Annotated in this window: 21 protein-coding genes and 1 pseudogene; 13 read left to right on the top strand and 9 right to left on the bottom strand. The window is 63.8% G+C overall.

Annotated features, from left to right (window positions below):
• Positions 1-83: 83 nt before the first annotated feature.
• Positions 84-563 (bottom strand): DUF2062 domain-containing protein, encoded by a 480-nt coding sequence (locus RS9916_RS09615; protein WP_050752267.1) that lies wholly within the window; start codon positions 561-563, stop codon positions 84-86.
• Between the two features lie 105 nt (positions 564-668).
• On the opposite strand from RS9916_RS09615, the gene mnmE reads away from it, so the two are divergent.
• The 4 genes from mnmE (at position 669) to argS (ending at position 5,699) form a co-directional block, all read left to right on the top strand.
• On the top strand, positions 669-2,060 hold the full coding sequence (gene mnmE, locus RS9916_RS09610; RefSeq protein WP_007099185.1) for a tRNA uridine-5-carboxymethylaminomethyl(34) synthesis GTPase MnmE: 1,392 nt from the start codon (positions 669-671) through the stop codon (positions 2,058-2,060).
• Between the two features lie 57 nt (positions 2,061-2,117).
• On the top strand, positions 2,118-3,008 hold the full coding sequence (gene nadC / locus RS9916_RS09605) for a carboxylating nicotinate-nucleotide diphosphorylase (RefSeq protein ID WP_007099184.1): 891 nt from the start codon (positions 2,118-2,120) through the stop codon (positions 3,006-3,008).
• Positions 3,009-3,070: 62 nt separating this feature from the next.
• Positions 3,071-3,760, top strand: a complete 690-nt coding sequence (locus RS9916_RS09600) for a response regulator transcription factor (protein WP_007099183.1) — start codon at positions 3,071-3,073, stop codon at positions 3,758-3,760.
• 151 nt (positions 3,761-3,911) lie between these two features.
• On the top strand, positions 3,912-5,699 hold the full coding sequence (gene argS / locus RS9916_RS09595) for an arginine--tRNA ligase (RefSeq protein ID WP_007099181.1): 1,788 nt from the start codon (positions 3,912-3,914) through the stop codon (positions 5,697-5,699).
• A gap of 19 nt (positions 5,700-5,718) precedes the next feature.
• Here argS and RS9916_RS09590 read toward each other — a convergent pair whose 3' ends face one another.
• Entirely contained in the window at positions 5,719-7,422 is a 1,704-nt protein-coding gene (locus RS9916_RS09590) for a YdiU family protein (RefSeq protein ID WP_050752321.1), read from the bottom strand.
• Between the two features lie 145 nt (positions 7,423-7,567).
• On the opposite strand from RS9916_RS09590, the pseudogene RS9916_RS15410 reads away from it, so the two are divergent.
• The 6 genes and pseudogenes from RS9916_RS15410 to RS9916_RS09565 form a co-directional block, all read left to right on the top strand.
• Positions 7,568-7,684: pseudogene (locus tag RS9916_RS15410) on the top strand (hypothetical protein); the annotation flags it as partial.
• A complete protein-coding gene (locus RS9916_RS09585; protein ID WP_007099178.1) occupies positions 7,671-8,819 on the top strand; it encodes a histidinol-phosphate transaminase in 1,149 nt (382 codons plus the stop codon). The pseudogene RS9916_RS15410 and the gene RS9916_RS09585, both read left to right, overlap by 14 nt.
• 56 nt (positions 8,820-8,875) lie before the next feature.
• Positions 8,876-9,814: a DUF3365 domain-containing protein gene (locus RS9916_RS09580; RefSeq protein WP_007099177.1), complete on the top strand. Its 939-nt coding sequence runs from the start codon at positions 8,876-8,878 to the stop codon at positions 9,812-9,814.
• Positions 9,814-10,725 carry a PhnD/SsuA/transferrin family substrate-binding protein gene (locus RS9916_RS09575; protein WP_007099176.1) on the top strand — a complete coding sequence of 304 codons (912 nt, stop codon included), beginning with the start codon at positions 9,814-9,816 and terminating at the stop codon, positions 10,723-10,725. The genes RS9916_RS09580 and RS9916_RS09575 overlap by 1 nt, the downstream gene beginning before the upstream one ends.
• Complete coding sequence (locus tag RS9916_RS09570; RefSeq protein WP_007099175.1) at positions 10,725-12,986, top strand: protein kinase; 2,262 nt, start codon at positions 10,725-10,727, stop codon at positions 12,984-12,986. The genes RS9916_RS09575 and RS9916_RS09570 overlap by 1 nt, the downstream gene beginning before the upstream one ends.
• Positions 12,986-14,002, top strand: coding sequence for an asparaginase (locus RS9916_RS09565; RefSeq protein ID WP_007099174.1), 1,017 nt, complete (start codon positions 12,986-12,988; stop codon positions 14,000-14,002). Before RS9916_RS09570 ends, RS9916_RS09565 begins: the two co-directional genes overlap by 1 nt.
• Positions 14,003-14,016: 14 nt before the next feature.
• Here the strand turns inward: RS9916_RS09565 and RS9916_RS09560 are convergent, their stop codons facing one another.
• From RS9916_RS09560 to prfB, 6 genes are all read right to left on the bottom strand, one after another.
• The gene (locus RS9916_RS09560) at positions 14,017-14,763 is read right to left on the bottom strand and encodes an MBL fold metallo-hydrolase (RefSeq protein WP_007099173.1); all 747 of its coding nucleotides are present in this window, start codon (positions 14,761-14,763) and stop codon (positions 14,017-14,019) included.
• Between the two features lie 39 nt (positions 14,764-14,802).
• Entirely contained in the window at positions 14,803-15,399 is a 597-nt protein-coding gene (locus RS9916_RS09555) for an aminodeoxychorismate/anthranilate synthase component II (protein ID WP_007099172.1), read from the bottom strand.
• A gap of 8 nt (positions 15,400-15,407) precedes the next feature.
• Entirely contained in the window at positions 15,408-15,902 is a 495-nt protein-coding gene (locus RS9916_RS09550; protein WP_007099171.1) for a diacylglycerol kinase family protein, read from the bottom strand.
• Positions 15,871-16,452, bottom strand: coding sequence for an rRNA maturation RNase YbeY (gene ybeY / locus RS9916_RS09545; RefSeq protein ID WP_007099170.1), 582 nt, complete (start codon positions 16,450-16,452; stop codon positions 15,871-15,873). Before ybeY ends, RS9916_RS09550 begins: the two co-directional genes overlap by 32 nt.
• Positions 16,449-16,625: a DUF3285 domain-containing protein gene (locus tag RS9916_RS09540; RefSeq protein ID WP_071961610.1), complete on the bottom strand. Its 177-nt coding sequence runs from the start codon at positions 16,623-16,625 to the stop codon at positions 16,449-16,451. Before RS9916_RS09540 ends, ybeY begins: the two co-directional genes overlap by 4 nt.
• 63 nt (positions 16,626-16,688) lie before the next feature.
• Positions 16,689-17,817 (bottom strand): peptide chain release factor 2 gene (gene prfB, locus RS9916_RS09535; RefSeq protein WP_156777643.1). Its coding sequence is split into 2 segments (ribosomal slippage): positions 16,689-17,741 and positions 17,743-17,817, totalling 1,128 coding nucleotides; the frame shifts between segments, so codons are not numbered across the junction.
• 79 nt (positions 17,818-17,896) lie between these two features.
• Here prfB and grxC point away from each other — a divergent pair.
• The 3 genes from grxC to RS9916_RS09520 all read left to right on the top strand — a co-directional run bounded on the left by grxC (position 17,897) and on the right by RS9916_RS09520 (position 21,181).
• Complete coding sequence (grxC, locus tag RS9916_RS09530; protein ID WP_007099166.1) at positions 17,897-18,157, top strand: glutaredoxin 3; 261 nt, start codon at positions 17,897-17,899, stop codon at positions 18,155-18,157.
• An 11-nt stretch (positions 18,158-18,168) separates the two neighbouring features.
• Complete coding sequence (gene gshB, locus RS9916_RS09525) at positions 18,169-19,086, top strand: glutathione synthase (protein WP_007099165.1); 918 nt, start codon at positions 18,169-18,171, stop codon at positions 19,084-19,086.
• Between the two features lie 76 nt (positions 19,087-19,162).
• Positions 19,163-21,181, top strand: a complete 2,019-nt coding sequence (locus RS9916_RS09520) for a S9 family peptidase (protein WP_007099164.1) — start codon at positions 19,163-19,165, stop codon at positions 21,179-21,181.
• On the opposite strand, the gene RS9916_RS09515 is transcribed toward RS9916_RS09520, so the two are convergent.
• Positions 21,143-22,594 carry an isochorismate synthase MenF gene (locus tag RS9916_RS09515; protein WP_007099160.1) on the bottom strand — a complete coding sequence of 484 codons (1,452 nt, stop codon included), beginning with the start codon at positions 22,592-22,594 and terminating at the stop codon, positions 21,143-21,145. The genes RS9916_RS09520 and RS9916_RS09515 overlap by 39 nt on opposite strands.
• Positions 22,595-22,625 lie beyond the last annotated feature (31 nt).

The following is a 22,625-nucleotide window of genomic DNA, read 5'->3' as shown; positions in this document are numbered from 1 at the left end:
GACCGCCAACGGTGACGTCGTGATTGGCAAGGGGGCTGGGCTTCCCATGGGCTTCACCCTAGGAACGGTGCCTGGATCTGCCTCTAGAGGTGCCGTTCCGTTGGCACGCGATGTTGGTGTCTGGACTGCCAGCGGAACAGCCTCCAGGCCAGCAGGCCAAGGCTGAGCGACAGCACCAGCCCCACAAGGCTCGAGCCCAGGAGGAGGCGGCTGGTGAAAGTCCACCCCTGGTCCCAGATCGAGGCTTGGTTGATGGTGCGTGCGGTTGGCTCCGCTCCCCCCCGCAGCAGCACATCGCCCACGTGATAGTTGAACCAGTAGAGAGGCACGTAGGTGAAGGGATTGCTGATCCAGGTTCCGGCGGCTGCAAGCAGATGATTGCCGCGCACCATGCTGGCCAGGGCAATGCCTAGCAGGGTCTGAAGGCCAAAGAAGGGGAAGCAGCCGCAGAAGATGCCTGCCGCTAAGCCCCGTGCCCGTTGTCCTGGGCTGCCCTCCTGCTGCCACACCCATTGGAGGGCTTGTCTGCCGCGGCGCCAGAGTCGTCGCAACCACCGGGTCATGGGAGCAGCGCTGCCGCCAGTGGCGGGTGAAGGTTGCCGGGGATCGTAGAAGGGAGGTCTGGATGGGGGCGCTGTGGTGTGTTCCTCGATGCTCCTGAGATCGTGATGTCCACGCCAGAGACCGGTCATTCCCTCCCGCTTGACACGATCGTTGCCGTTGCGACGGCGGTGGCACCGGGGCAGGGCGGCATTGCTGTGATTCGCCTGTCGGGCCCCCAGGCCCAGCAGGTGGTGCAAACCATTGCCCATTTCCCTGGCCAGCAGGAGTGGGCCAGCCATCGGGTGCTCTACGGCCATGTGCTGGCGGCCGATGGGGTGGAGCGGTTGGATGAAGTGTTGGTGCTGGTGATGCAGGCACCGCGCAGCTTCACCGCTGAAGACGTCGTGGAGATCCACTGTCACGGCGGGGTGATTGCCGTGCAACGGGTGCTGGCCCGTGTTCTGGAGCAGCCTGGAGTGCGTCGCGCCCTCCCCGGTGAGTTCAGCCAACGGGCGGTGCTTAACGGGCGTTTGGATCTCACCCGAGCCGAAGCCATCACAGATCTGGTGGCGGCTCGCAGTCAGCGGGCAGCGCAGTTGGCCATGGCCGGCCTGGATGGCGGGATTCAGCGGCGTATTGGCGCCTTGCGGGAGCGGCTGCTCGACCAGTTGAGCGAGCTGGAGGCGCGGGTGGATTTTGAAGAGGATCTGCCTCCATTGGATGGCCCGGCTCTGCTGCGGGAGCTGTTGGCGGTGCGGGACGCACTTCTTGAACTGGTGGCGGATGGGGAACGTGGGGATGCCTTACGCACCGGTCTGCGGGTGGCCCTGGTGGGGCGCCCCAACGTGGGCAAGAGCTCGTTGCTCAATCGCCTCAGCCGCCGTGAGCGCGCGATCGTCACCGATCTGCCGGGCACAACGCGGGATTTGCTCGAGAGTGAGATCGTGCTGGAGGGTGTGCCGATCACCCTGCTCGATACGGCCGGGATCCGGGTCACCACCGATGCCGTTGAGCAACTTGGGATCGCCCGCAGTCACGATGCTCTCGCCAGTGCTGATCTGGTGTTGTTGTTGTTTGACCTCAGCGAGGGGTGGACCGCTGAGGATCAAGCGTTGTTGGCTCGGATCCCTGAGGGGGTCGAGCATCTGCTGGTGGGCAACAAAGCTGATCTGGCTGCTCCGGTGCAGGCTGAAGGCCGGCCGCTGGCGGTGGATGTGCAGCTCAGTGCCCAGACGGGAGATGGTGAAGCCGAGTTGGTGCAGGCGATGTTGCGCCGTTGCGGTGCCTTGAGTGAGCAGCCCTTGCTGCTTGCCCTCAATCAGCGCCAGGTGGATCTGGCGGCGGCGGCAGCGGCGGCTCTTCAGCGCAGTGAAGAGGTGGCGGCGCAGGGGCTCCCCTGGGATTTCTGGACGATTGATCTGCGTCAAGCGATTCAGAGCCTGGGGGAGATCACCGGGGAAGAACTCACCGAATCGGTGCTGGATCGGATCTTCTCCCGTTTCTGCATTGGCAAGTGAGGCGGCCCTCAGCGGTCAACATGGGTCCATTGCCCCTGTCCCATTCGACGGAGTGCCATGGCTCCCGCGACCTTGACGATCACGCCCCGGTTGCGCCGGCAGCTGGGCGAATGGTTGCAGGAAGACTTGGGTCGGGGTGATCTCACGGCTCCGGCCTTGCAGGCAAGGCGCGGACAGGCCCATTGGGTGGCCAAAGCTGACGGGGTGTTTTGTGGCGGTGTGCTGATCGAGCCCCTGCTGCGGGAACTGCAACCTCCGGATGGCGGCTGCAGGCTTCATCGCCTGGTGGTGGATGGGGCAAGGGTGCGAGCCGGTGATCGGTTGGTGGAGCTGGAGGGGCCCGCTTCCGTGCTCGTGGCTCTGGAACGCACGGCCCTCAACCTGGCGATGCGGTTGTCGGGGATTGCCAGCGCTACGGCGGCTTTGGTGGCGGAACTGGAGGGCACCGGCGTGGTGCTCGCCGACACCCGCAAGACCACCCCGGGTTTGCGGGAGCTGGAGAAATACGCCGTGCGTTGCGGCGGTGGCCTCAATCACCGCATGGGTCTCGACGATGCGGCGATGTTGAAAGAGAACCATCTCGCCTGGGCTGGTGGGGTGGTGCAGGCCATGGCCGCGGTGCGTGCCCAGGCCCCTTGGCCGACTCGGGTGATCGTGGAAGCGGAAACAGCGGAAGAGGCGCTGTCTGCTGTGGCGGCAGGGGCCGATGGTGTGTTGCTGGATGAATTCACGCCAGTTGAACTGATGGGGCTGGTGCCCCAACTGCGGGAGCAGGCCCGGCATCGCCCGAGCGCCGCTCCGGTGGTTCTCGAGGCCTCAGGGATTCAGCCGGCCCAGCTGGGGGCCTATGCCGCCACAGGGATTGATCTGATCTCCACCAGTGCTCCTGTGACCCGCAGCTCCTGGTTGGATCTCAGCATGCGTTTCAGTGGCCTTGCCGTGGCCTGATGGTCGAATCAGTTGTGGCGATCGGACGTTGCCACTAGCGTTTTTTCAGACTTCTCTTGGTAATGGCCGGTTCCACTCCCACGGTGCTGTTGGCCGATGATGAGGCCAACATCGTGATGCTCCTGGAGATGGAGCTTGAGGCCGAGGGCTTCACAGTGCTGACGGCATCGGATGGCGTCACGGCGATGAAGACCGTGCGTGACACCCCCCCGGATCTGGCGCTGCTCGACTGGAACATGCCTGGGATGACCGGCTTGGACATCTGCCGCCGCCTTCGCGACACCGGGGTGTTTTTGCCGGTGATCATGATCACGGCCCGGGATGAAATGGATGATCGCGTCGCCGCGCTGGAGGCCGGAGCCGACGATTTCATTGCCAAGCCGTTCAACGTGCGTGAGGTGCTGGCGCGTGCCAAAGCGCTGCTGCGCCGTTCGCAGGGATTCAGTTCCGATGTGCTGCAGGTGGGGGATTTGGTGCTGAATGGCGCCGAACGCACCTGCGCCATCAACGGGACCCCGCTGGTGCTCACGGTGCGGGAGTTTGACCTGCTGGAGTGCTTCATGCGTCATCCCCGTCAGGCGCTGTCTCGGGCTCAGTTGATTCAGCACGTCTGGGGTGACGACTATTTCGGAGACGAGAACGTTGTCGATGTGTATGTGCGCTATCTGCGCAAGAAGCTGGAGGCCACGGGCTCCCAGAGGGTGATTCAGACGGTGCGCGGAGTGGTGTTTGCCTTGCGGATGGAGGGGTGAGTCAGGGACCCCTGCGCCGCACCTCCTGTCCCTGAACAGTCAGTCTCAGCCTGATTGGTGAGCTGGTTTGCCGCTGCTGGTCGGAGGTTTGATCCGGGCCTGACCCCTGCCGGGGGATGATCGGGTGCTGACCTTGTCACCGCTGCTGTCCATGCTGCGCATCGCCCAGGCCCTCGAAACTCAGCTGCGCGGTGCTCTGCAGCGGGCTTTCCCCGAAGCCTGGGAGGCCACGGAAGGGGCGGGCCTTGATCCTCAGTTGGCCCCGGCGAGCAAGCCGGAGTTCGGAGACTTTCAGGCCAATGGAGCGCTGCCCCTGGCCAAACCGCTGAAGCAGGCACCTCGGCAGATCGCCACGGCGATCGTGGAGCAGCTGCAGGCCGATCCCGCCTTCACAGACCTCTGCCTCGAACCCCAGATCGCTGGCCCTGGGTTCATCAACCTCACGATCCGGCCGGAGCAGCTGGCGGCTGAGGTGGCCTCACGCCTCGGCGACCCACGCCTGGGGGTGCCCGCAGTGGAGAACGCGGCCCCGGTGGTGGTCGATTTTTCGAGCCCCAACATTGCCAAGGAGATGCATGTGGGGCATCTGCGCTCCACGATCATTGGCGACTCGCTGGCGCGGGTGCTTGAGTTCCGCGGCCATCCCGTGCTGCGCCTCAATCATGTGGGCGACTGGGGCACCCAGTTCGGCATGCTGATCACCCACCTCAAGCAGGTGGCGCCGGAAGCCCTGCAGACGGCCGATGCTGTGGATCTCGGCGACCTGGTGGCCTTCTACCGCGAGGCCAAGAAGCGCTTTGATGACGACGAAGCCTTCCAGTCCACCTCCCGCGATGAAGTGGTGAAGCTGCAGGGTGGTGATCCGGTGTCGCTCAAGGCCTGGGGGCTGCTCTGCGATCAGTCGCGGCGCGAGTTCCAGAAGATCTACGACCGCCTGGATATCCGTCTCAGCGAGCGGGGCGAATCCTTCTACAACCCCTTCTTGCCAGCCGTGATTGATGGCTTGAAGGACGCCGAGCTGTTGGTCACCGATGACGGTGCCCAGTGCGTGTTCCTGGAGGGTGTGCAGGGCAAGGACGGCAAGCCCTTGCCGGTGATCGTGCAGAAGAGCGATGGCGGCTTCAACTACGCCACCACCGACCTGGCGGCGATCCGCTATCGCTTTGGGGCAGCGCCGGATGGGGACGGTGCCAAGCGCGTGGTCTACGTGACCGATGCCGGCCAGGCGAACCATTTCGCTGGGGTGTTCCAGGTGGCCGAACGGGCCGGCTGGATCCCTGAGGGGAGTCGCCTCGAGCACGTGCCCTTTGGGCTGGTGCAGGGGGAAGACGGCAAGAAGCTGAAGACCCGCGCCGGTGACACCGTGCGTCTGCGGGATCTGCTCGATGAAGCCGTCGAGCGCGCCGAAGCTGATCTGCGCTCGCGCCTTTCTGAGGAGGAGCGCAGCGAATCCAAGGAGTTCATTGGCCATGTGGCCACCACGGTGGGACTCGCGGCTGTGAAATACGCCGACCTCAGCCAGAACCGGATCACCAACTACCAGTTCTCCTTCGATCGGATGCTGGCCCTGCAGGGAAACACCGCCCCCTATCTGCTTTACGCCGTGGTGCGGATTGCTGGGATCGCCCGCAAGGGAGGCGATCTGGAGGTGTTGGGTGCGCAGCTGCAGTTCAGCGAACCCCAGGAGTGGGCACTGGTGCGGGAGCTGCTCAAGTTCGACGCCGTGATCGCTGAGGTGGAGGAGGAACTGCTGCCCAACCGCCTGTGCAGCTATCTGTTCGAGCTCAGTCAGGTGTTCAACCGCTTCTACGACCAAGTGCCGGTGCTGAAGGCTGACCCCGAGGCTCTGCCCTCACGGCTTGCCCTCTGCCGACTCACGGCCGACACCCTCAAAGCGGGCCTGGGTCTGTTGGGAATCGCCACCCTCGAGCGGATGTGATTACGACAGCGCTTCGCCTTTACGACGAGCAGCTGTAGTGGGAGATGCCCCCAGCGTTGAAGTACTCCCTTGGTTTCAAGCGGCAGTAGTGCGCTTGCATCGCCTCGCTGGGGTCGTCATAGGGGTTGCGGAATGCGGCTTGGAGCTCCTGGATCAGGTTGGTGTCACCGTGCTCTGCCTGCTGATAAGCCGGAGCGATCAGCCATTCACGCCAGGTGATCGCGGGATTGACGCGTTTCATGGCGGTGGATCGCTCGGCGTTGTCGCCGTTGCCCATGGTCTGCTCCTGCCATCGCTCCAGCCAGCTGTGCCACTGCGTTTCCAGTTCAGGGCTGCAGGGGAAATAGAAGCTGCCCGCTAAGGGCTCCAGCGTTGAGGGACAGGCCGATAAGCCACGGAAGAAGAGGGTGTAATCCGCTCGTGATTGGGCCATCAGCGCCAGCAGTTCGCGCACCAGTGGGGGGTTGGAGCCTGGGAGCCCGAGTTTCCTCGCCCACATCGCATCCAGCGTGGTTTCCATGGCTTCGGCGAACCCTGCACTGATCTGATCCAGCTGTGCCATGGCGTCCGGCTGGTCCTGGAGCAATGGCCGCAGCGCACTGCAGAACATCTGGAAATTGGCTTCAGCGGCCGCAGGCTGGTTGAAGAAGCAGAAATGCTCCCCTCCGCCAGTCCAGGGTTGGAAGCGGGGGTCGAACAATTCGCAGAATCCGAACGGCCCGTAGTCGAGGGTGTATCCGCCGGCGGCACAGTTGTCGCTGTTGAAGTTGCCCTGGCAATAGCCCACCCGCATCCAATCGGCCACCAGGCTGGTGAGCCTGCCTCGGAACAACTGCGCCAGTTGCACCACCTGATCGCTGAAGTCCAGAGAGCGATCAATCACCTCGCGGTAATTGCGACTGATCAAGTGGGTCACGATCATGCGCAGCTCTTCCATCGCATCGGGATGCGCGTTGCTGCGGGCCCGGCGGGCGAACAGCTCCAGCTGACCCACCCGCAGAAACGATGGTGCGACGCGGGTTGTGATCGCCGCTGCGTTGTCGACCATCACGTCGGGATCCAGGGAGCGTGAGTGCTCCAAATACCAAGGTCGCCGCACGGTTTCGCTGCGGGACACGTAGAGCGTCAGGGAGCGTGAGGTGGGCACGCCAAGGGCATGCATGAACTCCTGGGCCAGAAACTCGCGCACGCTGGAGCGCAGCACGGCACGGCCATCGGCACCGCGGCAGTAGGGGGTGGGGCCGCCGCCCTTGAGCTGCATCTCCCAGCGCTTGTCTTTGAACACTCCTTCAAACACCGAGAGAGCTCGGCCATCCCCATAGCCGTTGCCGGTGCCGAAGGGGCATTGCTGGGTGTATTCGGTCCCGTAGATCGACAGGGCGTAGCCCGTCGCCCAGCCGAAGGGCCGGAGGGGGCCGGTCGCCATACTGCTGTCGCCCGAGAACCAGCGCCGGAAGGCCTCGTCGTGCACCAGGGCATCGCTCAGCCCCAGTTCGCTGAAGAGGTCTGGGCTATGGGCCACATACTCCGCCTCCGCCAAAGGGGTGGGCGTCACCGGTACGTAGTGACCGGAATACACCTGGCGCGCCCGGTGATCGTTGCCGTCGACGCTGGCGTCTGGGTCCGCCCGCAGCGTGTCCAGAAGGGAATAGTCCGCCCGCTCGGCCAGGGCGCTGAAGCTTTGGATCGCCCCAGTGGTCGATGGGGTCTGCTCGCCTGTCATGGCTAGGGGCTCGGCGCGGTCGTGCACCCATTCTCGGCACGCTTCTGGTGCTGACGTGGAGTGGAGCGATCACCAGACTTGGATGTCCTTGTGCTCTGGATCGATGCGGTGGCTGATCAGGGCTTTGCCCTGATGGCTCTCTGCGCACGGCAAGCTGGGGATGACGTGCATCGGCACCAGCCTTGCTGAGGCCGAACGGGTTGATGCCCGCCCCCGTGCCCGCCCCCTGGAGATGCGATCCCAAGCCGATGGCGATGACTGACCCTGCTGCGACCGCGTTCAGTGCAGCGCCCTCATCCGGCGTTCCGCCAGCCCGCGCCGATGTGGAGCGTCTGAAGGCCTACAGCGCTCCTCTGGAGGGGAGGCGGGGCCTATTGCGCCTCGATTTCAACGAGAACACGGTCGGTCCCAGCCCGAAGGTGGTGGAGGCGTTGCGGTCGATTCCAGCCGATCAGCTGGCGGTGTATCCCGAATACGACGGCCTGCGCGAGGCGGTGGTGGCCAATCTGGCCGCGGCGCCGATGGGCCTGGCGACGGGGCTTGGCGCCGCCAATGTGGGCATTTTTAACGGCGTGGATGGGGCCATTCACGCGGTGCTGCAGGCCTATGGCGGTGCCGGCGACACCCTGCTCACCACCAGTCCCACCTTTGGCTATTACGCCCCTTGCGCAGGGATGCAGGGCATGGTGATCGACGCCGTGCCCCATGAGATGCCGGGTTACGTCTTCCCGTTCGCGGCGATCCAAGAGGCCCTGGCACGGCGCCCTCGGGTGCTGATGCTCTGCAATCCCAATAACCCCACCGGCACGCGTCTGGCGCCGGACCGGGTGCTGGAGCTGGCGGCAGGAGCTCCCGACACCTTGGTGGTGGTGGATGAGCTCTATGAGGCGTTTACGGGAGACAGCGTGCTTCCTTGTGTCGACTTCGCAGCAATGCCGAATGTGTTGGTGCTGCGGTCTCTCGCGAAGACGGCAGGACTGGCGGGGCTGCGCATTGGTTTTGCCATCGGCCATGCCGAGGTGGTGGATCGCGTCAGCCGGGTGACGGGCCCTTATGACGTCAACAGCTTGGCGGTCACCGCGGCCTTTGCGGCCCTGGCGGACCAGGCCTACACAGACGCCTACGTTGCCGAGGTGTTGCGTGCGCGTAACTGGATCGTGTCGGAGTTGACGCGCTCTGGTGTGCGTTTCCACGTCGATGGCGGCAACTACCTCTTGCTCTGGCCCCGTCGCGGTGTGGCGTGTGTGGACGCCGAGCTGCGTGCTGCAGGGATCCTTGTGCGTTCGATGGCTGGCAAGCCGCAGATCGACGGTGCCTTGCGGGTCAGCCTCGGCACCACGGAGCAGATGCAGCGCTTTTGGCAGACCTATCAGCAGATTGATTCTGTGCCCTCTTGAGCGGTGAAAATCCAACTTGCCCACTAGTTTGTGGATAAGAGCTCCCGGTTGCGTTGATGTCACCGATCAAGCGGTTGTTCCCGGAGCCGGGCCAGCGTCCCTTGCGTCAGCAGCTCGCTATCACGCTTACAGCGATTCTCACGCTGTCGATTCTTGTGGCGGTGCTGCTGCTGAATCTGCTGTTTGGCTGGCAGGCTCGGGAGCTCATTGATCAGCGAGCGGCGTTCTTTATGGACGCGATGTTGTCGGTTCGCGCCTACACCAGCAAGAAGGTGAATCCGATCGTTGCCCCGCTGAATCAGGGAGTGGGGTTGTTCCGTCCGGAAGCGGTGCCCAGTTATTCCGCCCAGACCGTTGCGGGCTATCTCAAAGACAATCCCGATTACCGCGAATACTCCTATCGCGAAGCGGCCCTCAACCCCACCAATCTGAGAGACAAGGCCGATTCGTTTGAAACCGGCATCATCGAGAATTTCCGTCGCGATCCGTCGCTGAAGCGTCAGTCCGGTAGCAAGAACACGCCTCTGGGCACAGTTCACTTCGTTGCCCAGCCGATCAAGGTCAGCAAGGAGAGTTGCCTGGTTTGCCATTCCACCCCGGATCGGGCACCCGCAAGTCAGCTGCTGGCTTACGGCGATAGCAGTGGCTTCGGTTGGAAGCTGAATGAGATCGTCGGCACCCAGATCGTCACCGTCCCCCAGAAGGCGGTGTTTGCGGCCAAAGATCGCTCCTTGATTGCGACCGCGCTGTTGATGGTGCTGGCGTTCGCTGTGGTGGGTGTGATCACCAACGTGGTGCTCAGTCAGTTGATCCTGCGCCCGATGCGCGAGATCAGCCGCAAGGCCGAGGAAGCCAGCGTCACTCCCGCCACCGTCAACTTCGAGGAACGGGAGCGTCGCGATGAAATCGGGTTGTTGGCCCGTAGTTTCGAGCGCATGAAGCAGAGCCTGGCGATTTCCATGCAGATGCTCAAGGACCGCAAAGGCCAGGGTTGATGAAGCGCTGGCTGCCGCTGCTGGCTTTGTTGTTCACCGCCGCTTGTGGTGGACCGCAGTCTCCTTCCGTCGCTTTATGCGGGCCGGGCAATCGCTTGCGTGTTGGTCTGGTGGGGGCCCTGGAAGGTCGCACGCAGGGTGGTGCAGCGGTTTTGCCTGACAGCGACCAGTTTCGGCTCAAGGAGTTGTTGACCGTGGCCAGTCGCTGTGAGGTGCAGCTGGAGCCAGTGGCCAGTCCGGAGCAGGCGCGGCGCCGGCTGAGCACGGGTGACTGGGATCTGGCCTTTCTGCCACCGGGATTGACGGCCTATGCCCTCGAGCAGGGGGGTGGCTATGGGCTGGTGCGTCAGTTGGGGCGGCGCAGCAATTCCAAGTCGCAATTGTTGGTGCGTGAAGCCAGTGGCCTTCGCACCAGGGCCGACCTGCGCGGCAAACGGTTGGGGTTGCTGCCGCGAGGCTCCCTCACGGGCTTTTACTTACCCCTCTTCAATCTCCATGGCCTGCGCTTCTCTGAAGTGCAGTACGCCCTGAGCTACGCCGATCTGCGCGAGATGCTCAACGACGGTCGTGTGGATGTGATCGCTTGGGATGGGGCGCTTCCCCATGGCAGCCCCGGTTTGCGGATGCTCTATGAGGATTCCCACTTGATTCCTCTGGGTGCCCTGGCCCTCAGCCAGCCGCTGTTGCAGTCGGATCACCAACCCTTCTTGAGTCAACTGGATCAGAACGTCTCCCAGCTGCCCCCGTCTCTGGGCTATGCCAGCGGCGTGATCCCTGAGCCCTACTCCCTCAAGGAGTTGCGGGGGATCGTGGCGGCCGTTGAAGGGTGGTCTCTGCCGCGGGCCGGAGCTCCTTACACGGTGTATGGGGCGAAAAAAGTTGCCTCGCCTGCCAAGGAGGAGAGCCGCTGATGCCGGAACAGGCCCGCCAGCTGCGCGCCATCGTCTTCAGTGATGTGGTCGATTCGTCGCTCAAGATCTTTGCTGATGAATTGATTGCTATCCAGCGGATCAAGGAGGACCTTTCCCTGATTCGTGATGCGGTGCAAAGCCATGGGGGGCTGTTGGTGAAATCCCTTGGCGATGGTCTGCTGGTCACGTTCGATGGGCCGACGCAAGCACTGCAGTTCATTCAGACAGCGGTGCAGGCCCTGAGTGCCCGCGGGCGTCAATCATTGGCGCACCGCTTTGGGCTGCACACCGGCGAGATCTATGCCGACGGCGACGACATCATTGGCCAGGGGGTGCATCTCGCCTCTCGGTTGCAGACCGTGAGTCCGGCGAACGGCGTGGCCTTTACGCGTTCGACCTATGAATTGATTGATCCCAGGTTTCGCCAGATCGCACGCAGCATGGGGGATGTGGAGTTGAAGGGTCTGCCGGAGCGAATGGAGCTCTATTGCCTCGGCCCTGAGGAACTACTGCGCTTCGGGCGGGCCCCCGTTGATGACGGCATGAATGTGGATGCCCTGCTGCAGGACACCCCGTATTCCGTGGTGCGGCCCCTGAGTCGTTCCGTGGAGCGCAACACCCTCCTGTTGCAGGAGCGCCAGCGCGACCGTCAGGCGGTTCTCAAGCTGATTCCTGCAGATCCCGCTCTGGAGGAGGCCTTACGGGTGGAGGCCGCTTGCCTCGATCGGCTGCGCCATCCCCGCATTCCCCGGGTGCTGGATGCCTATGCCCAGGGGGGGATGTTCTGCTTTATCCAGGAGTACATCGCAGGTCCATCCCTGCAGGGTTCTCTCGATCTGTTGCGGCGCAAACAGCGGCTTGCCGCTTTGCTCCGTCAGGTGTTGCAGGTGCTGGAGGAAGTGCATGCCGCTGGTCTGGTGCATGGCGATATTCATCCCGCCAACCTGATCCTTCCCGACAGCAACGCTGCTCCGTTCCTGGTCGACTTCTCCCTGTTGCGCGCCCGCACGGAAACCACCCATGAGCCATCCGAGGCTCGCGAGCCCAGCCTGTCGGAGCGGGGGAGGCCCTATTTCACGGCCCCGGAGCGGGCCCGTTTTGGACGGATCACACCAGCGGCCGATCTCTACGCCCTCGGTGTGACGGCGTTGTTGCTTTACACCGGTGGTGAGCCTTCCCAGCTCTATGACGAGACCCTGGCCTGTTGGACTCTGGACGCCCTTGACCCGGAGGTGCAGCGCTGGCTGGCGCCCCTGTTGGAAGATCAGCCGGCCCGACGTTTGAAGCAGGCCTCCGATGCTCTGCAGCTGCTGGACCAGCCGGTGCAGGTGCCGGTGTCTGCGCCAGGCAGCACCACTCCAGAGAATTCCAATCCAGTCAGTGCCAGCGCAGCTCCTGCCAGCGCTGGACGGACCAGTGCAGTCAGCGCCACGACGGGTGCCTCTGCTCCTTCCCCAGCGGTGGATCTGTCCCGACCGGCGGTGCGTAAAGCCGGCCTCCACGACCATCTGGTGGTGATTTATGGCCCGATGGTGGAGCTGTTGCTGGAATCCGTTCCCTCCACCATCGACCCTCAACAGCTCGGGCCCCTGCGGGATCGGCTGGTGGCAGCTGGCTTGGCGGTCGCTGACGTCGACGAGGCTTGCCGCAAGGCGGAAGTGCCGACGCCGGAGCCAGTGGCGCCTGCCCCATCTGAGCCCCAGGCAGTGGTCGATCCTGCGACCCCGGAACCATCCGGATCGGCACCTGCTTCCGGGGCTGGCGATTGGAACCCGGTTTTGTTGGCCCTGTTGCGGGATCGCATCGGTCCGATCGCTGATTTCATTTGGACCGCCGAGTTGGCGGCATTGCTGCCCCATGACCCTGCGCGCTTCCGAATCCAGTTGCAAAACGCTTCGGTGCCCGATGCTGTGATTGAAGATTTGCTCACGGCTGCAGCAACGTCGATGGCTGCGGAGTCGTCGATGGAGCCCCCTGATCCAGAGGCCCCAGAGGCTGCGGTTCAGCCTTCGTCCCCCATCCCGTCGTCGTCTACACCCGCTCCATCCCCAGTGGCTGAGGCTGCTGTTGATGTGCTCGATGAGGCTCAGCTGCGCGACCAACTCACCGAACTGATCGGCCCGATTGGCCTCACCGTGCTCGATCAGCTGGACCAGTGCCCGCCTGCGGAGAAGCCCCGGGCGGTGATCGAGGCGTTGCGGGGCTATGGCGTGGATGCAGCTGTGCTCGACACCTTGGGCCGCCGCTTCGGCCTCCGCTGATGGGGGAGCCTGCGGTGCAGCGGCCTGCGCTGCTGTTGCTCAGCACGGGAGGCACGATTGCCGGCTCCGGGGCGACCAGCACCCAGGTCAATACCTATGCCGCTGGCGCCCTCAGCGGTGATGCCCTGTTGGCGGCGGTGCCCGAATTGCAGCAGCTGGCGACGATCCGGGTGGAGGCCATCGCCAGCGTCGATAGTGCCGACCTGCAGTTCGCCCATTGGCGCCTGTTGGTGGCACGGATTCGTGAGGCGTTTCAGACGCAACCTGACCTCGCCGGGGTGGTGATTACCCATGGCACCAACACCCTGGAGGAAACCGCCTGGTTGCTTCAGCTCTTGATCGATGACCCCAGGCCGGTGGTGCTGGTGGGGGCGATGCGACCGGCCACCGCCCTCAGCGCCGATGGGCCGTTGAACCTCTACCAGGCGGTTGAGGTGGCGATCGATCCGCAAGCACGCGGGCGCGGCGTGCTTGCGGTACTCGATGGCGAGATCCATGGGGCCCGTGCCGTGACCAAGGTCGCCACCCAGGGGGTGGGCGCCTTCCGCAGCACTGGGGCGGGCCCGTTGGGGTGGGTGGATGATGCCGGCGTGCACTGGCCGGCTGCGGCAGGGGCGCCGATGGTGCCCTTCGCTGCCCTCCCGCTCTCATCAATGTGGCCCCAGGTGGCGATCCTGCATGGCTGCGTGGAGCCTCCAGCGGCGCTGATCCCTGCGCTGCTCCAGGCCGGTGTGCAGGGATTGGTCTTCACCGGCACCGGTGCAGGCCAGCTGTCGGCGGTGGAACGCACCGCCATCGACCAGTGGAATGGCCCTTTGCCATTGATGCTCCGCGCCAATCGCTGTGGTTCCGGGCCGGTGCATCGCTGCGCCGACCATGCCCGTTTAGGGCTGTTGCCGGCGGGTACTCTCAGCCCTCAGAAGGCCCGTGTCCTGCTGCTGTTGGCGCTGATCGCCGGCTACACCCGCGCTGATCTGGAGGGTGAACTCCAACGCCTGGGTTTGATGGCGGTCTGATCCCCGGCCTGCGCTCAGCGCATCACGTCCACCACGGTGGAGTCCCCCAGGCTGGAGGGCAGGGTGAGAGTGTTGCCCACCCGTTGCACAGTGACGCCACTGAGAGCATCAAGGAACGGCTGGATCCCGGTCTGGTCACAGCCCGCGGGTGCGTCTCCCGTGACGTACTGCACCGGGATCACGCGGCGGGGGTTCAGGGCTTTGATCACGGCCGCGGCTTCGTTGCCGTCGTAGACCTTGCCACCACCACCAACACCGATGATCAGCACATCGGGCCGTCCAAGCAGCACCTTGTCCTCTCCGCTGAGGGAAGCAGCCGTGCCACCGAGGTGGGCAAAGCTCAGGCCCCCTTGCTGCCAGCGCCACAGGGTGGACTGGCCATAACGGCGGCCGCCGATGCGGTCATGGGGTGCGGCGAAGCCTTCCAATTTCAGCCCCCCAACCCGATAGGAGCCAGGTTTGACAAGGAAGGTGCCGTTGGCGATGCGTGCCCCTTCATCCAGCAATTCCGAGCTGGCCAAAATCACCGTGGCCGACACCCGGGGTTCCGTCAGCCCCTTGGCGCAACCCACGGCCTTGAAGGGATTGACCAGCACGGACTGCCCGCCCCCTTTGATCAGCAGAGCGCTATGGCCGTAACTGGTGATGGACACGCCTCCGGCCTGGGCAGGCTGCATGGGCCCCAATCCGAGGCCGACTCCCAGCAGTGCCGCTGTGGTTCCAACGGCCATGAGCGGCTGACGAGCGGGCATGGACAGCATCCGTCTGGCTCTGGAAACTAGCAGTGATGCCGGAGGGCTTCAGCAGGCTTCCGCCTGGCGCAGGAAATTGGCCAGCAGCTGGTGACCAGCTTCGGTGAGCACACTCTCGGGGTGGAACTGCACCCCCTGGAGGTGGGGGTAGTCCCGGTGGCGAAGTCCCATCACCATGCCGTCTTCCAGCCAGGCGGTGACTTCAAGGCAGGCCGGGAGGCTGTCGCGATCAGCCACAAGGCTGTGGTAGCGGGTGGCGGTGAGGGGTTGGGGCAGGCCTGCGAACACCCCTTCACCTTTGTGCAGTACCGGTGAAGTTTTGCCGTGCATCAGTTCTGGGGCTCGTACCACCTTGCCGCCATAGACCTGGGCCAGCGCTTGATGACCCAGGCACACCCCGAGGGTGGGAACGGTGGGAGAGAGGTCTCGCAGCACATCCAGGCACACACCGGACTGATCCGGGTCACCAGGCCCAGGGGACAGCAGGATGGCATCGGGTTTGAGGTGACGGATCTGTTCGAGATCCAGCGCATCGTTGCGCTCCACCCTCAGGTCCGCCGCCACCGGGTGACGACTGGCTAGCTCCCCCAGGTACTGCACCAGGTTGAAGGTGAAGCTGTCGTAGTTGTCGATGACCAGAAGCATGGCGCTGATTATCTCTGAAGGTGCTCCAACAGCGGCGGTAGCAACAGCAGCAGGGCAATCAACATCGAACTGATCGCCGCCACCAGCACGGCCGCAGCGGCACAGTCCTTGGCGATTCTGGCGAGGGGATGGAAGCGTCGGCCGATGGCCAGGTCCACCACCGCTTCAATGGCTGTGTTCAGAAGTTCCAGCACCAGCACGGCCGCCACCGTGAGCACCAACACCGCCAGCTGCAGGGCAGGCAGTTGCAGCCAGAGTCCTAGGCCGAACACCACGCCTCCAGTGACGACATGGATGCGGAAGTTGCGCTGGCTGATGAAGCCGTAGCCGAGACCTTGTGCGGCATAGCGGAAGCTGGAGGGTAGGTCCCCAGCAATCGTCCACGCGCCACGATGGGCCGCATGGCGGGCGGCTCGTCGCGCTTGGCCAGGACTGGTTTGGCTGAGATCCTCAGGCACGTTGGCGGAGCGTTCAGGACGCGGCGGTGGATCTTTGACTTCCATCAACGCCACGCTTCCCTTCGCCCAAAACCATACCGCCGTTGTTCAGAAGCTGTTCCTGCCGCCGCAACATGGCGGCGAGCTGGGCCTCATCAGGATGGTCCCAGCCCAGCAGATGCAGGAACCCATGGCTCACGAGCCAGCGCAGTTCCCAGAGCAGCGCATGGCCGTGTTCAGTCGCCTGACGCCGGGCGGTGGGCACCGAGACAATGATGTCCCCCAGTTCCAGACAGGGGTCTCCGCTGAACGGTGGTGCCTTTTCCAGTGCGGCAAAGGAGAGCACGTCGGTGGGTTCGGGTTTCTGCCGCCAGTTGCCGTTGAGTTCGGCGATGGTGGCGTCATCGGTGAGCTGAAGCCCCAGGCTGAACATGCTGGCCTTGCCAACGCTGTCGGGGCAGGCCGGAGGAGCGAGCTGGCGCATGGTTTGGAGCCAGTCGCTGAGATCGGTGATCCAATCCTCCGGATTGCGAAGTCGTGCCCGCAGGAGGTCACCGTCGGTGGCATCCACCACCGCGTCCGGTGCGGGATCGAAGGCCAGGTCGAGCTCGATCATTGCGGCAGGGTTGGCCGCCCCAGCCAGGCCACCAGCACGATGAAGCCAAGGAATCCCACGGCGGTGAGCCCGAAGTGGAAGAGGCTCTTGCTGCCTTTGCGCACCATGTTGCGCATCGCCTGCTTCACGAAGCTCGGCGGAGGGGTGGTGGTGGCTACCGAATCCGTGCTCACTTTGGCCTGGTCGCCTTGGTTCTCCGCTGCAGCGTTGGTTTGCCCTGAAGAGTCGCCCATGGCTTAGCCCTCGTCCTCACTCCCAGGGCTGTCGACACCTTGATGCAGCAGGCTCTGAATGAAGGGGTCGAGATCCCCATCCATCACGCCCTGCACGTCGTTGGTTTCGTGCTGCGTGCGCAGGTCTTTCACCATTTGATAGGGGTGGAAGACATAGTTGCGGATCTGGTTTCCCCAGGCGGCTTCCACAATGTCGCCGCGGATGTCGGCAATCTCTGCCGCTCGTTGCTCCTGGGCGATCACCAGCAATTTGGCCATCAGCAACGCCATCGCCTTCTCCTTGTTCTGGAGCTGGGAGCGTTCCTGGGTGCAACGTACAAACAGCCCGGTGGGTATGTGCAGGATGCGCACAGCCGTTTCCACCTTGTTCACGTTCTGGCCACCCGCGCCGCCCGAGCGGCTGGTGGTGATCTCCAGATCCTTTTCAGGAATGTCGAGCTGGACGTCCTCCTCGATCTTGGGCATCACCTCCACACCGGCAAAGCTGGTCTGGCGCTTGTCGTTGGCGTTGAAGGGTGAGATGCGCACCAGGCGATGGGTGCCCTTCTCATTGCGTAGGTAGCCGTAGGCGTAGCGCCCTTCGATCTCGATCGTGCAGCTCTTGATCCCGGCTTCTTCTCCTTCCGAGAGTTCGTCCACGGTCACTTTCATGCCGTGGTCTTCCGCCCAGCGCGTGTACATACGCATCAACATCAACGCCCAGTCCTGGGCATCGGTGCCGCCGGCACCGGCGTTGATGGAGAGCACGGCACCCTCTTTGTCGTATTCACCGCTGAGTAGTCGTTCCAGTTCCCAGCGATCGAGTTCCGTGCGCAGCTGGGTCAACCCGGTCTGGGCTTCTCCGAGCATGTCGTCGTCAGGCTCGAGCGCATAGAGCTCAACCGTTGCGTCGGCGTCGTCGACTGCACGCTTCCACTGATTCAGCTGCTCCAGCTGAGCCTTCACCTCATCGAGGCGGCGCATCTGCTTCTGCGCGTTCTGCTGGTCGTCCCAGAAGTCAGGTTGGGCAGCGAGTTGTTCGAGGTCCTGTTGCCTGGCTTTCAGTGCAGGAACGTCAAAGACAGTCCTGGGCATTGCCCAGGCGGTCAGTGAGCTCGGAGAGATCGCGCTTGAAGTCGGTGAGGTCGAGCAACGGAAGTTGGTCTGTTGGAACGACGCTATCAGCGAGGTTGGCCTGCATAGGATTCCCTCTTACCCGCGTCAGCAGTTTCATGGCCAAGGTCGAGATCTACACCTGGCGCACCTGCCCGTTCTGTGTGCGTGCCAAAGCCCTGCTGGATGGCAAAGGGGTGGCGTACACCGAGCACAGCGTCGATGGGGATGAGCCCGCCCGTGATGCGATGGCAGCGCGGGGTGATGGTCGTCGCAGTGTGCCTCAGGTGTTCATCAACGATGTGCACATCGGCGGCTGTGATGATCTGCATGCGCGGGAGCGTGCAGGCGATTTGGATGCGCTCCTGGCCCAGGGCTGAGCAGGGCTGTGATGCGCCAGTTGTTTGTGATGGATCCGCTGGAGCGGATCAACCCGGCAAAAGATTCCACGGCCGCCTTGATGCAGGCGGCCCAGCGCGCTGGTCATGAGGTGTGGGCCTCGACTCCTGCTGATCTCATCGCCTTGGGGGACGAGCCCCTGGTGGTGGCGGTGCCCGTGGAGGCTGAACCCTGGCTGACGATTGGTGCCTCTCAGCGGCAGCAACTCCAGAGCTTTGACGCCATCTGGATGCGCAAGGATCCACCCGTCGATGAGGCTTACCTGTATGCCACCCACCTTTTGGAGGTGGCGGAGAGGGCTGGGGCGTTGGTGCTGAACCGTCCGTCCTCGTTGCGGAGTTGGAACGAAAAACTGGGTGCCCTGCGCTTCAGCCGTTGGATGGCCCCCACGCTGGTGGCCGGGCGTATTTCCGAGCTGGAGACTTTCGCCAAGGATCAGGGGGAAGTGGTGCTCAAACCCCTTGGTGGTCGTGCCGGTCTGGGGGTGGTGCGTGTTTCAGCCGAGGCCCCAGGCCTTGGCGCACTGCTGGAGCTGGTCACCGAGCAAGGGCGGCTGCCGGTGATGGCCCAGCGCTTTCTTCCTTCCGTGACTGAAGGCGACAAGCGGATCCTGTTGGTGGATGGAGAGCCCCTTGGTGCGGTCAACCGCAAGCCCAAGCAAGGTGAATTCCGCAGCAATTTGGCGGTGGGTGGTCATCCGGAAGCCACCGAGCTCAGTGATCGGGAGCGTCAGATCTGTGCAGCCCTTGCCCCGGCGTTGCGGGCGGAAGGGTTGTTCTTCGTGGGGATTGACGTGATCGGGGGGATGTTGAGCGAGATCAACGTCACCAGCCCGACAGGCATCCGTGAAGTGGAACGGCTCATGAACGTCCCATTGGCTGACATGGTGATTGCACGGCTTGCGGCCTAGTGCTGCTGAGATGTTGCGCCCCTGAGTCAGACCTGGAGAACTCTGGTCACAATCGAGAGCGGATGCAAACAGCTTCATGCGCAAGCGCTCGCTCTTGTTTGGGGGATTGCTTCTCTCTGGCTTGATGATCGGTCAGGCGCTCCTCCCTGTGGGGCTGCAAGCGGCGGAATCTCCGCCATTGATCCCCCGGGAGGTGTTGTTCGGTAACCCTGAGATTTCGGGTGTTGATCTCAGTCCCGATGGCACGCGCATCGTTTACCGGGCGCCTTACCAAGGCGTCATGAACCTCTGGGTGCGGACGCTGGATGGGAAAGAGCCACCCCAGTTACTGACCCGTCGTCAAGATCGGCCCCAGCGTGGTGCGAACTGGACCTTTGATGGCCGCTACCTGGTGACCTCCAGGGATAGCGAAGGGGATGAAAACACCGTGCTGGTGCGCATCGACCCCGAAACCGGGGAGAGCCAGGACCTCACCCCCGCTCGGGGTGTTCAAGCGCGGGTGGTGGGCATCCACCGTGATGTCCCCAATGAAGTGGTGGTGGGGCTCAACGACCGAGACCCCCGTTTTCATGATCTCTATGTAATCAAGATCGACAGTGGAGAGCGAGAGCTGCTGTATCGCTCCACCGATGACGGTCGGTTTATCAGCTCGGTGGAGTGGCTGAATGGTCGCTGGCAACCGGTGCTGCGCGGGCGGGTGCTTCCCGATGGGGGCAGTGCCTATGAATTGCGTTTGCCCGGCGCATCGGAGTGGCGCCCGTTCCTCAGCTTCAGTTTTGAAGACACCATTGGCGGATCGGGCCCAGGCGGTTTTACCCGGGATGGGCGCTGGCTTTATGGACACTTGAGTACGGGGGAAGACTTGCCGCGTCTGGTGCGTTGGAGTCGCGACCAACTGCGCACCTGTGGCACGGATTGCCCCGCAGAAGTGGTGTATCGCTCGAAGAGCGGCGGTCTCGGGACCGCGTTGGTTGATATCGACACCGGGGTGCCGACGCTGCTGCAGGAAACGGATCTGCGGACCCGAAAGGTGGTGCTTGATCCGGCGTTAAAGCCAGACCTGGCGGCGCTCAAACGGCTGGCAGGCCGCAATGACTTCGCCATCGTCGACCGCGACCTCAACGATCGCGTCTGGCTTGTCGCGATTGGCTCTGATCAGCAAGGCCCCCAGTACTGGCTTTGGAATCGTGATCAGCAACGCCACCGCAAGTTGTTCACCGTTCGGCCGCGTCTCGATGCCTACACCCTGGCGCCGATGGAGAGTCTCGACCTCAAGGCGCGCGATGGGCGACGCTTGCCGGCCTACCTCACCAAAACGCCCTTGGCCGACCAGGGACCCCAGCCCTTGGTGTTGGTGGTCCATGGTGGTCCTCAGGCGCGTGACTATTGGGGCCTCAACGGCACCCATCAACTGCTGGCCAACCGCGGCTACCACGTGATGAGCGTCAATTACCGGGGGTCCACCGGCTTTGGCAAAGCCCATCTCCTCGCTGGTGAAGGGGAGTGGTACGGACGCATGCAGGATGACCTGGTCGATGCGGTGCGTTGGGCTGTGGATGAGGGCATCGCCGACCCGGATCGGCTGGTGATCATGGGTGCCTCCTATGGGGGCTATGCCGCCCTCTCCGGTCTCACCCGTGATCCCGAACTGTTCGCGGCGGCGGTGGCCGAAGTGGGGCCATCCAATCTGCGCACGTTGTTGGCATCGTTCCCTCCGTATTGGGAATCTGGTCGCAAAATTACGGAGCGCATGATCGGTGTGGGAAGCGTTGATCTGGACGCGATCTCGCCCCTCAACCATGTGGATCAGATTCAGCGTCCGCTGCTTTTGGGCCATGGCGCCAATGATCCACGCGTCAATCTCAAAGAGAGTGAAACCATCGCAGCAGCGATGGAGGCCCGCAACCTTCCGATTGATTTCGTGGTGTTCCCGGATGAGGGGCATGGATTGGCCAATCCCCGCAACGCGCTGGCGATGCAAGCCCTAACCGAAGCGTTTTTGCAACGTCATATCGGCGGAAGGGCAGAGCCATTCGGCGACGTGCTCGAGCAGTCCTCAATGGAATGGCGTCTGCGCTCGCTCCCGAAGCCCTGATTGCAAATCAAGCTGGTCTGCCAACACGGCCAGCTTCAGTCCCACCTCCTGCAGTTCCCGCTCGGCCAGGGATCCGCGCACGAGGCCCGCGCCGGCGGTGAGGTCGAGCCGATGGCCGCGCGCATGGCCGCAGCGGATGGCGACGCGTAGCTCGGCATCACCAGCACTGTCGATCCAGCCCACGGGAGCTGCATAACCTCCCCGTTCGAACGGTTCCAGGCTGCGCAGCCAGGTCATGGCTTCCCGCCTTGGAAGGCCGGCCACCGCGGGAGTTGGGTGCAATGCGCCAGCCAGGGTGAGGGGCTGGTGGCCATCGGCGGCGGCCGTGATCGGCGTGTGCAAGTGCACAAGCCTTCCATGGCGGGCCAGTTGTGGCCGTCGCGGACGGCGGGGGTTGAGGCCTTTGTGCTGCAGATGGTCTGTGATCGCCTTCACCACCAGTTCATGCTCACGTCGGTCCTTATCGGACTGCAGCAAGGCCTCGCCGCAATCGCTCTGTCCAGCGGTGCCAGCCAGGGCATCGCTACGCAGTTGGCCACCGCGCAGGCTCAACAAACGTTCGGGTGAGGCACCGAAAAAGGCATCGTCGTGGCTGCGTTGCCACAGAAAGCGGCAGCTGCCGGATTGCTGTTGACGCAAGCGGTCGAGCAGCGGCAGGGGATTGAGGGGCTCGCGTAGGGCGATGCTTTGGCGCACAGCCAGCACCAATTTGTGGAGCTCGCCTTGGTTGACCAGTGCGATGCCTTGTTCGAGGGCAGGGGTGTAGCACTGCTGCCAAGGCCGTTCACTGCTCACGGCACCGACCGGCCCGTGCCAGGGGATGGTGGTGGCGTTGTCGCTGGGCAGAGTCGGGGCCAGCAGGCGTTCGCGCATGGCCCAGAGGGCTTCCACCAGCTCGCGCACATCTCCGCTGTGCTGTGCCAGGCCATGGACGCGTACCCAGCCCTGACGGCCATGGCGGCTTAATTGCCAGCGCGGCAGCACCGCCTGCACCGACGGAATGGCATCGACGGGCTGGGGCTGTTGCTCCCCGGCATGGGCGAAGAAGGCAAACGCCAGAAGGACGCGGCTGCGGGCTTGGGCCGGGGCGTCGGGGCTGGCATCAATCAGCCGGGCCAAGGTGGCGTCGCTGAAGCGCTGGGCCAGTTCGAAGCGTTTCGGTCCGGCCAGATCGAGGTGATGGCAGCGACCGCTGGCGGCTAGGGAGAGGCCTGGGGAGCCATCCCAGAGAAAACGGAAGGGATGGGGAGCCTCCAGCAGGGGCAGTTGCTGCAAGGGGTCGACGCCCTGCAGGGGCAGCGCCATGGTGAAGACCCCGTCGTCGCCCCGGTGCTGTTCCCAGGTGCACAGGGCTTCCGCCAGCACGTCAGCAAGGCGTGCAGCATCCGGGTTGGAGACGGAACCGGCCTGCATCCGACGGGATAAGACATCGTGCTGCTCAAAT

The sequence above is a fragment of the Synechococcus sp. RS9916 genome (assembly GCF_000153825.1).
In the GTDB taxonomy this organism is placed as follows: domain Bacteria; phylum Cyanobacteriota; class Cyanobacteriia; order PCC-6307; family Cyanobiaceae; genus Synechococcus_C.
Note: the sequence above shows the minus strand (reverse complement) of the source record. Positions and strands in the feature narration are given on the sequence as shown.

Coding starts and splice junctions, on each gene's coding strand:
- RS9916_RS09615 (WP_050752267.1), bottom strand. CDS start 563: ATGACCCGGTGGTTGCGACGACTCTGGCGCCGCGGCAGACAAGCCCTC.
- mnmE (WP_007099185.1), top strand. CDS start 669: ATGTCCACGCCAGAGACCGGTCATTCCCTCCCGCTTGACACGATCGTT.
- nadC (WP_007099184.1), top strand. CDS start 2,118: ATGGCTCCCGCGACCTTGACGATCACGCCCCGGTTGCGCCGGCAGCTG.
- RS9916_RS09600 (WP_007099183.1), top strand. CDS start 3,071: ATGGCCGGTTCCACTCCCACGGTGCTGTTGGCCGATGATGAGGCCAAC.
- argS (WP_007099181.1), top strand. CDS start 3,912: ATGCTGCGCATCGCCCAGGCCCTCGAAACTCAGCTGCGCGGTGCTCTG.
- RS9916_RS09590 (WP_050752321.1), bottom strand. CDS start 7,422: ATGACAGGCGAGCAGACCCCATCGACCACTGGGGCGATCCAAAGCTTC.
- RS9916_RS09585 (WP_007099178.1), top strand. CDS start 7,671: ATGGCGATGACTGACCCTGCTGCGACCGCGTTCAGTGCAGCGCCCTCA.
- RS9916_RS09580 (WP_007099177.1), top strand. CDS start 8,876: ATGTCACCGATCAAGCGGTTGTTCCCGGAGCCGGGCCAGCGTCCCTTG.
- RS9916_RS09575 (WP_007099176.1), top strand. CDS start 9,814: ATGAAGCGCTGGCTGCCGCTGCTGGCTTTGTTGTTCACCGCCGCTTGT.
- RS9916_RS09570 (WP_007099175.1), top strand. CDS start 10,725: ATGCCGGAACAGGCCCGCCAGCTGCGCGCCATCGTCTTCAGTGATGTG.
- RS9916_RS09565 (WP_007099174.1), top strand. CDS start 12,986: ATGGGGGAGCCTGCGGTGCAGCGGCCTGCGCTGCTGTTGCTCAGCACG.
- RS9916_RS09560 (WP_007099173.1), bottom strand. CDS start 14,763: ATGCTGTCCATGCCCGCTCGTCAGCCGCTCATGGCCGTTGGAACCACA.
- RS9916_RS09555 (WP_007099172.1), bottom strand. CDS start 15,399: ATGCTTCTGGTCATCGACAACTACGACAGCTTCACCTTCAACCTGGTG.
- RS9916_RS09550 (WP_007099171.1), bottom strand. CDS start 15,902: ATGGAAGTCAAAGATCCACCGCCGCGTCCTGAACGCTCCGCCAACGTG.
- ybeY (WP_007099170.1), bottom strand. CDS start 16,452: ATGATCGAGCTCGACCTGGCCTTCGATCCCGCACCGGACGCGGTGGTG.
- grxC (WP_007099166.1), top strand. CDS start 17,897: ATGGCCAAGGTCGAGATCTACACCTGGCGCACCTGCCCGTTCTGTGTG.
- gshB (WP_007099165.1), top strand. CDS start 18,169: ATGCGCCAGTTGTTTGTGATGGATCCGCTGGAGCGGATCAACCCGGCA.
- RS9916_RS09520 (WP_007099164.1), top strand. CDS start 19,163: ATGCGCAAGCGCTCGCTCTTGTTTGGGGGATTGCTTCTCTCTGGCTTG.
- RS9916_RS09515 (WP_007099160.1), bottom strand. CDS start 22,594: ATGCAGGCCGGTTCCGTCTCCAACCCGGATGCTGCACGCCTTGCTGAC.